Raw genomic sequence first — 13,898 nt, 5'->3', positions numbered from 1 at the left:
TTATTTAAGTTAATAAATCTCTCTTTCTATCGTAACGCTGGCCCCGTAATCGTTAATATAAATGTATTTAAACTTACTCAAAGCAAACTTATTACCTTTGAAGGCATAAGTCACCCTGGAGAAAGGGGCGATCATCTTCCCCTCAGCATTAAACGTTTTATTCCCTGACTTAGCCTCAACTGAAGTAATTGAAACATGGAAAGGGGAACGATTTTCTGCCTCAAGTACGGCTTTTTTATTATCCTTCACTACTCGCCAGATAACCTTTTCTGCAGCCTCAGCCGGAGAGATATCCTGAAGCGATTTCGGCCTGAAAAACAGTTTAATACGAGTACGGATTGCCATTTGCAATAAATTTTCCATCTTACCCGACGGTTTAGGTGGAATATCCAGCACGTTTAACCAAAAAACAGATTCTCTGTCTGCAGGCACATCAAAACCTTCGCCAAGATAATTAATTCGCAGCGTTTGCCCCTGGTGTGGCTCGATGCGAGTTACAGGAGGAAGAAGAATAAAGGGCACCTTAATGTTTTTTATCGCTTGATTCTTATCCCCGCTATCAATCCATGACTGAATCAAAGAAGAATAATCGTTCTGACTCTCCAGACGTACGGTAACCTCACTTTTTTCTTCAGGGTAAATGACGCGCGTACTATTAATTACAATACCGGCTAAAGCAGAGGTTATATTTAACAACAGACCGCAAAAAAGCAGTAAGAGAGATTTTATATTCATTCCTGATGCCATTCCTGAGGGTAAATATCCAAAATGAATAAATGCAAGAGCATAACTCCTGCATTTTTATCAAAGGGCAGGAATAGGCGTTACTGGTAGTCGATAGAATAGGTCACTGACGTTGCCAGTTCACCAGCGGTCGCCTTGCCGGTCGCATAGTAGTAAGCGCTGTAAAGCAGATTGGCTGTACCGGCTGCCGACAACGCAGTCGCGGGATTATTACGCTGGCTGGTGTTACCGACATACACATCATTTTCATCGTTGTCTCGCAGCTGAACCTGAACCTGCTGAGCACCAGAACTGATGGTGTTATTCAGACGTCCTGTTGCAGCATCAACCGTTGGGCCGTGTTCAAAATAGGCACGTACGCTGCCGGTGGCGGGCGTACAACCGGTCAGGTTCATGGTAAAAGCCGTGCGACCTGCCATCTTGCCAGCTTCATTCAGAGCAGAAGTGGAGAGTGAAGGCAGGTTAATAACGGCGTCAGCAGCGCCGCCATTAACTTTTACAGTACAGGTCTGCTGTGTCAGTTTGCCATTGATAGTGATTGTTCCATCCGCCGCACCGGCCGGAAGCACCATGACAGAAACTGTTAACGCAATCGCTGTACCTAATATTGTTTTTTGCATCTTAAACTCCATTTTATTTTTTAATGAAAAATGAATGCCGAGTAAAAAACCGTACAAGTTACTCGCGTGATCAATTAAGCCGAAAAAATAAAAGCCATCCCATGAAATTTTATTTAATGACTTATAAATATTTATATCTTTACTGCAGAGGGCATTAACAACTAATGAATAATCGCATTAAGAATGCCCAGTACAGCAACGACGACTAAACATTAAATGAAAACGTTCATTTTCACATTAAAATTTATTTCACTAACTTTTTTCCATGCTAACGTGTGAGGTAAACCAGCATCCGAACCATTAACGCATTTATTATTTCACTTTCAGAAAGAGTATAAATAAACAATTAACACCCCGAGAGGATAGTTTCATGTTATTTTGGAAGCGGCAAAATAAGATTAAACCATTGCTCTGCGGTGGCGTTAAACCATTCGCACGTTTTATCCCAGCCATTTACCATACCGTACATGGTACCGAGCATACTGCCAGCGACGCTGCCGACAATCACGCCGCCAAGATTGCCTATGATTCCTATGCCCAAAATGCCTCCACTATTACCGCCCACCGTAGCCGCTTTTAACAGGCCGGAAGACGCGCCGGTAAAACTGCCAATCACCATAGAGCCTATCGTTTCGAAGAATTCACCGCCTGACACCTGGCTAATTTCATTTAATTCTAAATATCGCACAATCGCTCCTTATTAGCTGTTTCAATTACTGAATTATAAAATCTCAATGACAACGCATTAATAGCATTTATATGCTATTTACTGTAAGGGCATGCAACAATAGTAAACAATCTATTATTGACAGCGCCCTATATTGATGATTTTTACGCGGGAAAACCTATTATTTCCATGAACGATAAATAATTAAATCATTTCCACCACTTATCTACTGACTATTGTTTTTATGTAACAGCGCATACTGGCTTTTATCAACTTCGACTACGCTACCCTGATTTAAAAGAATAATTCTATCCGCGCTACAGATAGTTTCAGGCCGGTGGGCGATGATAATTCGGGTAACAGGCATATTTTTTATTGCCTCATTAATGCTGCGTTCACGATCAACATCAAGATGACTGGAGGCTTCATCAAGAATAAGCAGAGAAGGTTGACGATAAAGCGCCCTTGCCAATAACACGCGTTGAATCTGACCACCGGACAGGGAGGAGCCCATATCCCCTACCAGACTATGATAGCCCATCGGCATGGCCGCGATATCTTCATGTATTTGTGCCAGTTTTGCGGCAGCCTCTATGTTTTCCTGTGCGGGAGAAGCATCAAAAAAGCTGATATTGTCGGCAATGGAACCGGCGAACAGGATATCGTCCTGCATGACGCAGCCAAGACGATCGCGGTAGTTACGCATACCCAGTTTTTTAATGTCGATGCCATCTATTTCTATGCTGCCTGACTCCGGTTTCAACAGTCCCATAATCAGCTTGGCCAGAGTGGTTTTGCCCTGTCCGGATGGGCCGATAATCGCTACTGATTCGCCAGCCGCTACGGAAATAGAGCAATGATGGATAACGTATGGCTCTGTTATCGCATAACGAAAACAGAGATCGTTAATGGTTAACGAAGGTGGCGCACCATCCGCTTTAGTGATGGCTGGTAACCGTGTTTCCATATCAGCCTCCGGCTCGGTTAACACGATATCTGCCAGACGTTCGCCATGCAGACGCAACATAGTGAAATCGATAACAGCATCAACCAGCCCTGAAGCACGCCCAATAAACTGGTCGGAAAAGCTGATAAAAGCGACCAGCATCCCGCTGGTAAAATTGCCTTCCAGTACCTGTAAAGCCGCCATCCATATCAGGACAATCCGCCCGACGCCTGAAATCAAGCTTTGCAAGGTACTAAAACCGATCGACAAGCGCTGTATCGCCACGCCTTTATTCGTGCTTTCAACCAGCGCATTAGCATACGCCGCGACGCGAATTTCCTGTTTGTTATTAAGCTTAACCGCCTTTACGCCGCGAATAGATTCAAGCAGCTGGGATTGTGCCCGCGCCGAAGCGGTAATTTGATCTTCATTGGCCTGACGGAAAGGACGAAATGAAACCCAGCGAATAAGCGTATACGCCACTAACAGCGCGATAACCAGCCACGCCAGCTTGATATTGTAAATAAACAGCATGCCTAACGTGACAATCGCCATTACGCCATCAAGGATCGAACTGATAAAACGTCCGGTTAGCGTGCTTTGTATGGTGCCAATAGAGCCGAATCGTGACAGCACATCGCCCACATGCCGTGATTCAAAATAGGTCATCGGCAGGCCGAGCAAATGCGCACAAACGTTCGCGGTCCATTGCACGCTAAGCAGGCTTGAAAACCAGGTAGTGACCCAGGATCGCAGCGCAGAAACAGAGACGCTTAACAGCGTAACGGCAATAAAGCCGCAGCCCAACAGGGTAAGCAGATCATAGTCCGCCGAGACTAAAACCTGATCCATGACCCATTGCATATAAAAAGGCATCAGAATGCCAAAGAGTTCCAGCGCTACCGACAGAATCAAAATCTGCGCAAAAGCCGAGCGAATACCGGTTACATCACCGATCAGCTTTAGCATGGAGATGGATTGTTTTTCCTGTACGCGGGTAAAGGTGGCACCCGGCAACAGCTCCAGCGCAATGCCGGTGAAGCAGCGGGAAACGTCTTCCATTGGGACATCCCGTCGGCCGATGGCGGGATCGTGAATGGTTATTTTATCTTTCGAGACGCTTTTCAACACCACGAAATGGTTCATTTCCCAGTGCAGGATGCAGGGACGCCGCAGCTTCACCAGCTCATCCAGCTCAAGCCTTAATGCCCGGCCAGCCATTCCCAGCTGATGCGCAATCAACATGACATCGGCCAGCGTTGCGCCCTTAAGCGAAGTGGGAAACCGCTTACGTAACGTGACCATATCAATGCCGTGACCAAAATAGTTGGCAATCATCCCAACACAGGTCAGGCCGCATTCCGTTGCCTGTGTTTGCTGCATAACCGGTAATTTACGGCGCCAGCCAAAGTTAAGTGCTTCTAAAAACTTCATGAATAATACAACTCCCTGTTGTAGTCCCACGGCGGGTTAAATTAATTTCCTGAACGACGACCAAGCGCAAAAAGCGGCTCCAGCACCCATTCATAGAGGCGTCGTTTATCAATCAGGAAATCCGCCTCAAGCGCACTGCCAGGGCGAAGCTTTTCCTTGCGTCCATAAACATTGATGTCTTGCTTATCCAGCTGTACCACCACACGATAATGTTGTTCCTGCACATTGTTATGGCCGGTAAGCGTGGCAACCTCCTGAGGCGACAGCGCAACGCGGGAAACATCAATCACTTTGCCGTACTGCTGACCAAATTTCTGGAAAGGAAACGCCTGATAACGCAGCACCACTTTCTGACCGGGTTGAATGAAACCGATCGCCCGGCTGCTGACCATAATGCGCGCCTGAAGCTCACCCTCGTCCGGCAGCAGTGCAAACAGTGTTTGACCGGCATTCACCATTTGGCCGGTTTTAACCATGACCGATCCCACAATGCCCTGCGCTGGCGCACGTAGCACCACCGATCGCCGGGATTCATTTTCCGCTAACGACTGATCGATTTCTGACAGGCGTCGTTCAATCTCGTTTTGTTTATTACGCACATTCATCGGCAGCTCGCGCAGCTGCTGGCGCGTTTGGGCAAGCTGCTGCTGAATATCAAGCTGCTGACGAGCAATATCCTGTAAGCGCGTTTCGGCATCGATCACCACAGCTTCCTGCTGTTCAACCTGGCTGTTTGAGGCGTAACCCTGTTTGCGCATCAGATTGATTTTTTCCTGTTGCCTGCGCGCCAGCCTGACCTGACGGGAACGTTGACGTTGCTGAACGCTAAGCTGCTCCATCTGGGCGCTTAACAGCCGCTCGCGCTCTTTAAGCCCTTTCATCTCTTCAGCGGCCAGCTTTTCCTGATTGTCTAAATCTGCTTTCAAACGGGTCCGCTGAATATTCAGCTGCTGCGCGACTTTTTCACGTGTAAGACCCAGCGCGGTGTAGACTTCTGAAGAAATGGTGGCGATGGCGTCGCCCTTTTTTACCCGCTGACCTTCTTCTACGGTAATATCGACCACGGTGCCGGTGGTAATTGCCGCAATATTCATAATGCCTTTGGCGGGCAGTAGCTGCCCCGATGCGGTTTCCCGCTTGGTATAACTGCCAAAAACAAACAGCACGGCTATCGCCAGAGTTATCGCTCCTACTAAAGAAACAATTAGCCAGCGATATGGCGGACAATATAAAGCCACGGTGCCGATCATGGTGGTTTTATTCGCCTCTAATGCTTCCTGACGAAATAACGATTCACTCATTCAATTAACGTCCTTGTTTAATTAACGGAGGTTTTTTTATTATCCGCAGCGCAACGGTATTGATCCAACGTTGAATAATCCAGCTCGCCTAACTCCACAGATAGTTTCAGTCTGGCGTTTAAATATTCATATCGCAGTTTTGCCAGTGCCTGTAGTGATTTATAATATTCCTGCTCTGCGTTTAACTCGTCGATGATAGTTCGCAAACCTACTTTTCTGCCATATGCCGTAGAGTTCACTTTGTTTTTTGCCGAAGCTAACGCTTTCTTTTCCGCCAGATACTGATTTTGTCCATTTTTTAATTTAAGCCAGGCGGATTGCGTTTCCTGACGCGCCTTACGACGCGCATTCTCCAGGAGATCCTTTCCCTGTTCGCGACGTCTGACCGCTTCTACAGACTGAGAAATTTGTGACCCGCCAGCAAATAAAGGAATAGAAACATTGATGCCGATGTTACTGGAATGTGTTTTTGACGTGGTGCCGAAAACATAATCAAAAAAATTAAAATCCTCCGCCTTACTCTTACTCCAGTTGGTGCCATAGCCCGCCTGTAATGTCACTACCGGCAGATGCGCGCCATGCGCGGCGATCAGATCGGCTTTGGTTTGTTCCAGTTGAAAAAGCGCGGCGCGGACCTGAAGATTATTTTGTCCGGCCTGCTGCTCCAGGGCTTTAAAATCATCAGAAACCGGAAAGCGCATCACGCATGACAGAACAACCGGCTGAATTTCATCAGGATTACGCCCGGTCAGGCGGGAAAAAATTATTCCGGCCTCCTGCAGATCGTTTTTAGCAGCGATCTCATCCGCTATCGCCCGGTCATAGTTGGCCTGCGCCTCGTCTCGTTCAAGACGTGTGCCTTCACCCACCTTTAACGCAACCTCAGTTTGACTCAGCTGTTTACCATAGGCAGCTTTTGCATTGATGGCGCTCTTTAGTACATCCCTCTGATAAATAACCCGAAAGTAAGCCTCTGCAACGCCGGTAATAAGTTTTTGCTCTGCCAGCATCAGCACAACATCGGCATAGTTAGCTATGGCGTCGCCGCGTTTCCATGCCGCATATTTTGCGATATCAAACAGCGGCTGCGTAAGGCTAAAGCTGTAACTATGACGTGTGACGCCTGCAGCATAGGTGGCTTTAGGCTGATCCTGTTTGGCATAAGAGCCATTCAAACTGATGACCGGCAACAGACTGGCAAAACCCTGCAGCCTTTTTTGGCTATCCGCCCGCTGTGCGTTGCGCGCCGCACTGATTTCACTGTCATAAATGCTGGCTGACAACACGGCTTCCTGCAGTGTCAGGCTATGCCCGCTCCCAGGCAGGATAATCAACGCCGAAAAAAACAAAGCTATTAAGACGTTAACTCTTCTGATGTGCATTATCAAAATCCTTTTCAATAAACAGAAAAAACAAAAGGCTAAATAATATTATTTATGCAGGCGTATTGAATAAGCTCGCTATTAGTATGCACATTAAGTTTTTTCATGGCGTTATACTTTTGCGTAGCAACGGTGCTTACCGCACGGTTTTGTTTTTTAGCGATATTGGATAATGACAGCCCCATAGAATAAAGCTGAATGATCTCCCATTCTTTTGCCGTTAACCGGCTCGATTTTTCAATATCGCTTTCAATAATCGATTTTATATTTTTCGAAACCCAGGCTGTGCTGTGTTTTTTGGTAAACACCTCGCATAGCGCTTTTTTTATTTCGCTAACCGCATCATATTTACTGACAATTGCATCAACACCATAGTTAAGCGTTTTTTTCAGAATTGATAGGTTATTAAACTCCGTATAGAGAATAATTTTAGCCGCTGGAAAACGTTTTTTTATCGCTCTGATTTTTGAAACACCATAGAACTGGCGGCCATCGCTATCGTAAGAGAGGTCGGTGATAATAGCATCTACTCTATGCTGTTCTGTATGTTTAATCGCATGATCTTCGTTTAAAGAGATGCCCGGCAATATATTACAACCTAATTCTTGCTTAAGGTAATTACAAAGAAAATACTGAACAGCAGGGTACTTATCTGATATAGCCAAGTTAATTTTCAACATAGTGATATATCCCGTATCTGTTTACCCGGCAACAGCGGGCTCCATGCGTTTACTCTAATACATAGTGTAAGCACTGGCACCATATGGATTTATTAATGTCTTTTTGCTTAATTATTTGAGGGATTCTAATAACTTTCCTGGTTATTCACAAGGCGCACTTAAGGTAAAGATAAAAGTGAAAATAAGTAAATGGCATATTCAGAATCGATTGATGATGATTGATATTATAAAATATTTAGAAAAATCAATATTCGGACAAATATAATCCGGCTTATTACTGTTGCAGTCTTGTTTAATCTTTAATAATGAAAACAGATTAAATGCGATTACAAGACAATTCTCAATTATCTTTAAAGACCATTCTCAATCAATGCATTTTAATTCGCTTTTTGCGACGCTTACTTATTTACAGGCGTAACTCCCGAAGGCGGTTCCATCTTCCTGGTTGCGCTCGGGGCTAACGCCGTAACATGAGGGTGCATTTCTGCCATACAAAAATCATCTTGGTCAATGAGTGAGCCAGTCGCTAACGTTTTCTGTACCGTTAACTCACAGTAAGGAAGCCAGCATGGCCGTTTCTCTTGATCTTCAGGCGTTAAGCACCCTGTTTACGGAGGCCAGAACCCATAGCCACTGGCAGGATAAAGCGGTCGATTCAGCATTATTGCATCGGCTTTATGAACTGGTTAGTCTGGCCCCTACCTCAGCTAATGCTTCTCCGGGACGCTTTGTTTTTATTACCAGCGCATCGGGTAAGGAGAAACTGAAGCCTACGCTCTCGAGCGGCAATGTGGAGAAAACGCTGTCAGCGCCAGTCACAGTAATTGTGGCTTCCGACGGTAAATTTTATGATCGGTTGCCAGAACTCTTTCCCTGGGCTGATGCCCGCAGCTGGTTTACCAGCAGCCCGGAGCTGGCTACTGAGACCGCTTTTCGCAACAGCAGTCTACAGGCAGGCTATTTGATTTTGGCGGCTCGCGCGCTGGGCCTGGATGCCGGTCCCATGTCGGGATTCGATGCGGAGAAGGTTAACGCATTGTTTTTTGCACAGACCCACTGGAAAGCCAATATGCTAATCAATCTGGGTTATGGCGAAGCGAGTAAGCTGCACCCGCGTCTGCCTCGTCTGCCGTTTACTGAAGCCTGCCGTTTCGCCTGAAGCCTTATCCGGCACGTTTTAACGCGTCTCCGTGCTTTTTTACCGCACTTATTTAAACCTATTCCGAAAAGCACCCTGTACAAAGTAAAGCCGGGTGCAAAAGCATCGGAAAATTCTTACAATGCAATTGATGATTATCCGACCATTTTCACGGAGCGACAGATGGCAAGTCATTTTGTACGCTGGACGCTTGCCCAAAATCGGGCAGACGTACAGCGTATCCCGGCAGATATAGTGGAACAAGCGCGATTTCTGAACGATAAACGCCGCAGCCGTTATCTTGCAGCGCGTATGCTGCTGGCCGAACTTATGTTGCGTATTTATGGTATGTCCCAGCTTCCCGCCCTTACCACCACCAGCAGCGGCCGTCCTTGTTTTACCGATCCCGACCTGCCCGATTTTAGCATTGCCTACGCTGGTAATATGGTTGGTGTGCTGCTGGCGGAAGAACAGAGTCGTGCCGGACTGGATATGGAAATTGTGCGGGCACATAGCCGTCAGACGCTGGAACATCATCTGCAGTATCTCTCTTCCGGTGAAAAAGCCTGGATTAATGCCCAGCAGGATCCGCTGGAAGCCATTACGCAAATCTGGACGCTGCGACAAAGCGTGCTCAAGCTAACCGGGGAGAACAACGCCTGTGATAGTACTTTGCGTCTGCATCCCGCTTCAGGCCGTTTGCGCTCGCATACATTTCCCGACATACAGGCGGTATGTGATGTCGAGCCGCTGCTTATTTGGTCCTGCGCCCTGTCTCCTGCAACCAGCCGTTTACGATTGTGGGAAATTGATGAACAGCAGAACTGGAACGCGTTAAGGGATATTGAGATGAATAAAGCGAATATGGGACCGCAGACTTTAAGACTGACCAGTATGCCAACAGAAAGGCAGCTGCAGCCTTAAGCCGCAGCGCCATCTGATTAATGTGAATCAATAAAAGCGATTTTCAGCACGAACAACAGCGCGACTACCACAACACAGGGATTGATTTCACGCCAGCGTCCGGTTCCTGCTTTCATCACACACCAGGAAATGAAACCCAGCGCGATGCCTTCGGTGATTGAAAAGCTGAACGGCATCATGGCTGCAGTTACAAAAGCCGGGACCGCCTCGGTCAGGTCGTCCCACTTTACGCGCGCCAGGCTTGAGGTCATTAATACCCCAACGTAAATCAACGCACCTGCGGCAGCGTAGCCCGGCACCATTGATGCCAGCGGCGACAAGAACATTACCAGTAGAAATAAAATGCCGGTAACCACCGCCATCAGCCCGGTACGCCCACCAACGGAGACGCCTGACGAGCTTTCAATATAGGCCGTTACGGAAGAGGTGCCGATTGCCGCACCGGCAACTGAGCTAACGCTATCCACCAGCAGCGCCTGCTTCATGCGCGGGAATTTACCATCTTTATCGGCCAGCCCCGCTTTATCCGTTACGCCAATCAGAGTGCCGGATGAATCAAATAGGTTAACCAGCATAAAAGAAAAAATCACGCCGGCCATATTGAGCGTAAAGGCACCGCTCAGATCCACCTGTCCGATAACTGAGCTAATCGCTGGGGGTGCAGAAAAAATCCCGTTGTATTTAACGTCGCCCAGCAGCAGGCCAGCCAGCGTGGTAATAACAATGGAAATAAGCACCGCTGCGTGGATATTACGTGATGCCAGCACGGCGATAATAAAGAAGCCCAGCGCGCCCAGCAGAACACTGTGCGAGGATAAGTCGCCTACCGTTACCAGCGTGGCTTCATTCCCCACGATAATACCGGCGTTTTTCAGCCCCATCATGGCAATAAACAGACCGATACCTGCGGTAATGCCGGTGCGCAAAGCAAGGGGAATATTGGCAATCATCCAGTACCGCACGCGGAAGAGCGTCAGCAGCAGCAGCCCCGTCGCGCCCCAGAAGATCGCGCCCATGCCTACCTGCCACGAATAACCCATTGCGCCCACTACCACAAAAGCAAAAAAGGCGTTCAGACCCATCGCTGGCGCCAGCGCGACGGGCAGGTTAGCAATAATCCCCATGAGTATGCTGCCCAGCGCGGCGATCAAACAGGTAGTGACGAATACCGCCTGGGTATCCATGCCTGCCGTGCCGAGAATTTGCGGGTTTACAAAGACGATATAGACCATCGTCAGAAAAGTTGTAAAACCGGCAATCAACTCGGTACGCACCGTAGTGCCATGTTCCTGCAGCCGGAACAGACGCTGTAGTAAGCCTTGTTTAGTCATTTGTTACATCCGAACGGGAAAAGAGGTCGCCGCGTATGCTAGCGATTTTGACGCAACAGTACACTGATTTTTCGCAAACGGTTGCGGTTTCCGGCGGGCGGCTGGGTCGCATTTTACGCTCAGTCGGGTAAAGTGGTCTTTTCCCCTGGTAAGGATGAGGCAGAATGACGATTGAATGTCTGTTTTTCGACTGTGACGGAACGCTGGTGGACAGCGAATTGCTCTGTACCCAGGCGTATGTTTCCACCTTTTCCCGCTACGGCGTGCATCTGCCATTACAGCAGATGTTTGAAAAATATAAGGGCGTCAAACTCTACGATATTATCGCTGACGTTAACCAGCAGCATCCGCTTGATGTTGCAGTAGAAACCTTTGAACAAGAATATCGTGCGGAGGTGGCTCGCCTTTTCGACGCACAGCTGCAGCCGATCCCTGGCGCCAGAGCTTTAATGGAGCAGATTAACGTACCGGCGTGCGTGGTCTCTAACGGCACGGTAAAAAAGATGCAGCACTCTCTTGGGCTGACCGGCCTGCTTCCTTTTTTTGGCGATCGCCTGTACAGCGGCTACGATATCGGCCACTGGAAGCCGGATCCACAGCTGATGTTTCATGCTGCTGAGCAAATGCAGGTGCCGATTGAACGCTGCCTGCTGATTGATGATTCAGAGGCAGGGACGCGTGCCGGTATCGCGGCGGGCATCCCGGTTTTCTATTATTGCGCCGATGCGCATAACGCACCGCTCGATCACCCACTGGTTACCCCGTTTGACGATCTGACGCGGCTGCCAGCGCTGTGGAACGCGCGGGGCTGGCATCTTACGCGTTGATTTCTCCGTCCATAAAAAAAGCCTCAACCCTATACCCAGGGCTGAGGCTTTATTTATCAGCCGTGGCCTTTGTATTAATTGCCGTTGCTAACGCCTTTGACCAGCGGTTTTTATCGGTAAGCTCGTCAGTAATGGTCAGCGTGGTGGCAAAAGCATCGTTAATAGATTTTCAATACAAGGCTGGGAAGTAATTACCAGAAGAAGAGATGGCAGCGTTTGAGGCGTGATTTTTTTATTTACACTCTTAAGTCTGCGCTTTATATCTTAAATATCGCCGAACGGTTTTACACGCTGGTATGAAGAAAAGTTTACCCGCATGCCAGACGCGCACTGCGGGTAATCTCAATCAGGCGGGGCTGCTGCCGTTATCATCTCCAGCTAACAGCTTGTCGAGACGGTCGCCGCCGACGTGGCGGAAATCCTGTCCCTTCACAAAATAGAAAATAATTTCGCAAATATTCTGACAGCGATCGCCAATGCGCTCGATCGCGCGGGCGCAGAACAGAGCGGTCAGTACGCTGGGGATCGTACGTGGGTCTTCCATCATGTAGGTCATCAGCTGACGCACAATGCCTTCATATTCCTGGTCGACTTTTTTATCTTCACGATAGATTTCCACAGCCGCACTCAGATCCATACGCGCGAAAGCATCCAGCACATCGTGCAGCATCTGAATAGTATGCCGTCCCAGTGACTCCAGGCTGACCAGTAACGGCTGATGCTGCTGGCTAAACTTTTCCAGCGCCGTGCGGCTGATTTTTTCCGCTACGTCACCAATACGCTCCAGCTCAGAAATGGTTTTGATTATCGCCATTACCAGACGCAAATCGCTGGCCGTAGGCTGCCGCTTGGCAATAATCCGCACGCAGGCCTCATCAATATCCACTTCCATCATGTTGACCTTCTGGTCACCATCAATAACCTGCTTCGCCAGCTCTGCGTCCTGGTTATGCATCGCGGTGATTGCATCGGTGAGCTGCTGCTCAACCATGCCGCCCATTATCATGACTTGGGTGCGGATATGCTCAAGCTCAGCGTTAAACTGGCCGGAGATATGCTTGTTCAGGTTTAAATTGTCCACATCGATCTCCAGTTAACCATAACGGCCAGTAATGTAGTCTTCAGTTTGTTTCTGATGCGGTTTGGTAAACAGCGTGTCGGTATCGCTGAACTCAATCAATTCGCCCAGATACATAAATGCGGTGTGGTCGGAACAGCGTGCTGCCTGCTGCATATTATGCGTAACGATCACCACGGTGTAATCCTGCTTCAGCTCAGTAATCAGCTCTTCGATACGACCCGTTGAGATAGGATCCAACGCCGAGCAAGGCTCATCCAGCAATAGCACTTCCGGACGAATAGCGATACCGCGCGCAATGCACAGACGCTGCTGTTGACCACCGGAGAGGCTATAGCCACTCTGATGCAGCTTGTCTTTGGTTTCATTCCACAGCGCCGCTTTACTCAGCGCCCACTGAACACGTTCATCCATATCGGCACGCGGCAGCTTTTCAAACAGGCGGACGCCAAAGGCGATGTTGTCATAAATCGACATCGGGAAGGGCGTTGGCTTTTGAAACACCATACCAACCCGTGCGCGCAACAGCGCGATATCCTGCGCGTCGGCCAGAATGTTTTCACCGTCCAGCAGAATTTCGCCTTCGGCGCGCTGCTCGGGATAAAGCGCAAACATTTTATTAAAGGTGCGCAACAGAGTCGATTTGCCGCAGCCGGAAGGACCGATAAACGCGGTGACCTGATTACGGGCAATATCCAGATTGATGTTTTTCAATGCATGGAATTTTCCATAATAGAAGTTCAGATCGCGAACCTGAATTTTGCCGGATGTCTGATTAACCATAGTCTTCTCTTTCTCTTAACGCCGCGCCGTTGTCACAACGCGG

At 48.2% G+C, this 13,898-nt stretch carries 13 protein-coding genes; 3 read left to right on the top strand and 10 right to left on the bottom strand.

Features of this window, described 5'->3' with window-relative positions:
* Positions 1–9 precede the first annotated feature (9 nt).
* The 7 genes from ACQE32_RS10910 to ACQE32_RS10880 all read right to left on the bottom strand — a co-directional run bounded on the left by ACQE32_RS10910 (position 10) and on the right by ACQE32_RS10880 (position 7,774).
* Positions 10–735: a fimbria/pilus periplasmic chaperone gene (locus ACQE32_RS10910; RefSeq protein WP_427021774.1), complete on the bottom strand. Its 726-nt coding sequence runs from the start codon at positions 733–735 to the stop codon at positions 10–12.
* 89 nt (positions 736–824) lie between these two features.
* Entirely contained in the window at positions 825–1,364 is a 540-nt protein-coding gene (locus ACQE32_RS10905) for a fimbrial protein (protein WP_426973785.1), read from the bottom strand.
* A gap of 373 nt (positions 1,365–1,737) precedes the next feature.
* Entirely contained in the window at positions 1,738–2,052 is a 315-nt protein-coding gene (locus ACQE32_RS10900; protein WP_426973784.1) for a hypothetical protein, read from the bottom strand.
* A gap of 205 nt (positions 2,053–2,257) precedes the next feature.
* Entirely contained in the window at positions 2,258–4,411 is a 2,154-nt protein-coding gene (locus ACQE32_RS10895; protein ID WP_427021773.1) for a peptidase domain-containing ABC transporter, read from the bottom strand.
* Positions 4,412–4,452: 41 nt separating this feature from the next.
* Positions 4,453–5,712: an HlyD family secretion protein gene (locus ACQE32_RS10890; protein WP_426973782.1), complete on the bottom strand. Its 1,260-nt coding sequence runs from the start codon at positions 5,710–5,712 to the stop codon at positions 4,453–4,455.
* A gap of 17 nt (positions 5,713–5,729) precedes the next feature.
* Positions 5,730–7,046, bottom strand: a complete 1,317-nt coding sequence (locus ACQE32_RS10885; RefSeq protein WP_426974070.1) for a TolC family outer membrane protein — start codon at positions 7,044–7,046, stop codon at positions 5,730–5,732.
* Positions 7,047–7,132: 86 nt separating this feature from the next.
* Positions 7,133–7,774, bottom strand: a complete 642-nt coding sequence (locus ACQE32_RS10880) for a LuxR C-terminal-related transcriptional regulator (protein ID WP_426973781.1) — start codon at positions 7,772–7,774, stop codon at positions 7,133–7,135.
* A gap of 568 nt (positions 7,775–8,342) precedes the next feature.
* Between ACQE32_RS10880 and ACQE32_RS10875 the strand changes: the two genes are divergently transcribed.
* Both ACQE32_RS10875 and ACQE32_RS10870 read left to right on the top strand, forming a co-directional pair.
* The gene (locus ACQE32_RS10875) at positions 8,343–8,933 is read left to right on the top strand and encodes a malonic semialdehyde reductase (RefSeq protein WP_426973780.1); all 591 of its coding nucleotides are present in this window, start codon (positions 8,343–8,345) and stop codon (positions 8,931–8,933) included.
* 162 nt (positions 8,934–9,095) lie between these two features.
* Positions 9,096–9,836 (top strand): 4'-phosphopantetheinyl transferase family protein, encoded by a 741-nt coding sequence (locus tag ACQE32_RS10870; protein WP_426973779.1) that lies wholly within the window; start codon positions 9,096–9,098, stop codon positions 9,834–9,836.
* A gap of 17 nt (positions 9,837–9,853) precedes the next feature.
* Here ACQE32_RS10870 and ACQE32_RS10865 read toward each other — a convergent pair whose 3' ends face one another.
* The gene (locus ACQE32_RS10865) at positions 9,854–11,167 is read right to left on the bottom strand and encodes an NCS2 family permease (protein ID WP_426973778.1); all 1,314 of its coding nucleotides are present in this window, start codon (positions 11,165–11,167) and stop codon (positions 9,854–9,856) included.
* A 164-nt stretch (positions 11,168–11,331) separates the two neighbouring features.
* Between ACQE32_RS10865 and yieH the strand changes: the two genes are divergently transcribed.
* A complete protein-coding gene (gene yieH, locus ACQE32_RS10860; protein ID WP_426973777.1) occupies positions 11,332–11,994 on the top strand; it encodes a 6-phosphogluconate phosphatase in 663 nt (220 codons plus the stop codon).
* A 346-nt stretch (positions 11,995–12,340) separates the two neighbouring features.
* Here yieH and phoU read toward each other — a convergent pair whose 3' ends face one another.
* Both phoU and pstB read right to left on the bottom strand, forming a co-directional pair.
* Positions 12,341–13,075 (bottom strand): phosphate signaling complex protein PhoU, encoded by a 735-nt coding sequence (gene phoU / locus ACQE32_RS10855; RefSeq protein WP_085069149.1) that lies wholly within the window; start codon positions 13,073–13,075, stop codon positions 12,341–12,343.
* Positions 13,076–13,087: 12 nt separating this feature from the next.
* Positions 13,088–13,855 (bottom strand): phosphate ABC transporter ATP-binding protein PstB, encoded by a 768-nt coding sequence (pstB, locus tag ACQE32_RS10850; RefSeq protein WP_250651272.1) that lies wholly within the window; start codon positions 13,853–13,855, stop codon positions 13,088–13,090.
* Between the last annotated feature and the right edge of the window lie 43 nt (positions 13,856–13,898).

Origin of the sequence: Pantoea sp. FN0302 (assembly GCF_050113775.1) — a bacterium.
Classification (GTDB): domain Bacteria; phylum Pseudomonadota; class Gammaproteobacteria; order Enterobacterales; family Enterobacteriaceae; genus Mixta; species Mixta alhagi.
Note: the sequence above shows the minus strand (reverse complement) of the source record. Positions and strands in the feature narration are given on the sequence as shown.

Coding starts and splice junctions, on each gene's coding strand:
- ACQE32_RS10865 (WP_426973778.1), bottom strand. CDS start 11,167: ATGACTAAACAAGGCTTACTACAGCGTCTGTTCCGGCTGCAGGAACAT.
- pstB (WP_250651272.1), bottom strand. CDS start 13,855: ATGGTTAATCAGACATCCGGCAAAATTCAGGTTCGCGATCTGAACTTC.
- ACQE32_RS10905 (WP_426973785.1), bottom strand. CDS start 1,364: ATGCAAAAAACAATATTAGGTACAGCGATTGCGTTAACAGTTTCTGTC.
- yieH (WP_426973777.1), top strand. CDS start 11,332: ATGACGATTGAATGTCTGTTTTTCGACTGTGACGGAACGCTGGTGGAC.
- ACQE32_RS10875 (WP_426973780.1), top strand. CDS start 8,343: ATGGCCGTTTCTCTTGATCTTCAGGCGTTAAGCACCCTGTTTACGGAG.
- ACQE32_RS10890 (WP_426973782.1), bottom strand. CDS start 5,712: ATGAGTGAATCGTTATTTCGTCAGGAAGCATTAGAGGCGAATAAAACC.
- ACQE32_RS10895 (WP_427021773.1), bottom strand. CDS start 4,411: ATGAAGTTTTTAGAAGCACTTAACTTTGGCTGGCGCCGTAAATTACCG.
- ACQE32_RS10870 (WP_426973779.1), top strand. CDS start 9,096: ATGGCAAGTCATTTTGTACGCTGGACGCTTGCCCAAAATCGGGCAGAC.
- ACQE32_RS10880 (WP_426973781.1), bottom strand. CDS start 7,774: ATGTTGAAAATTAACTTGGCTATATCAGATAAGTACCCTGCTGTTCAG.
- ACQE32_RS10910 (WP_427021774.1), bottom strand. CDS start 735: ATGAATATAAAATCTCTCTTACTGCTTTTTTGCGGTCTGTTGTTAAAT.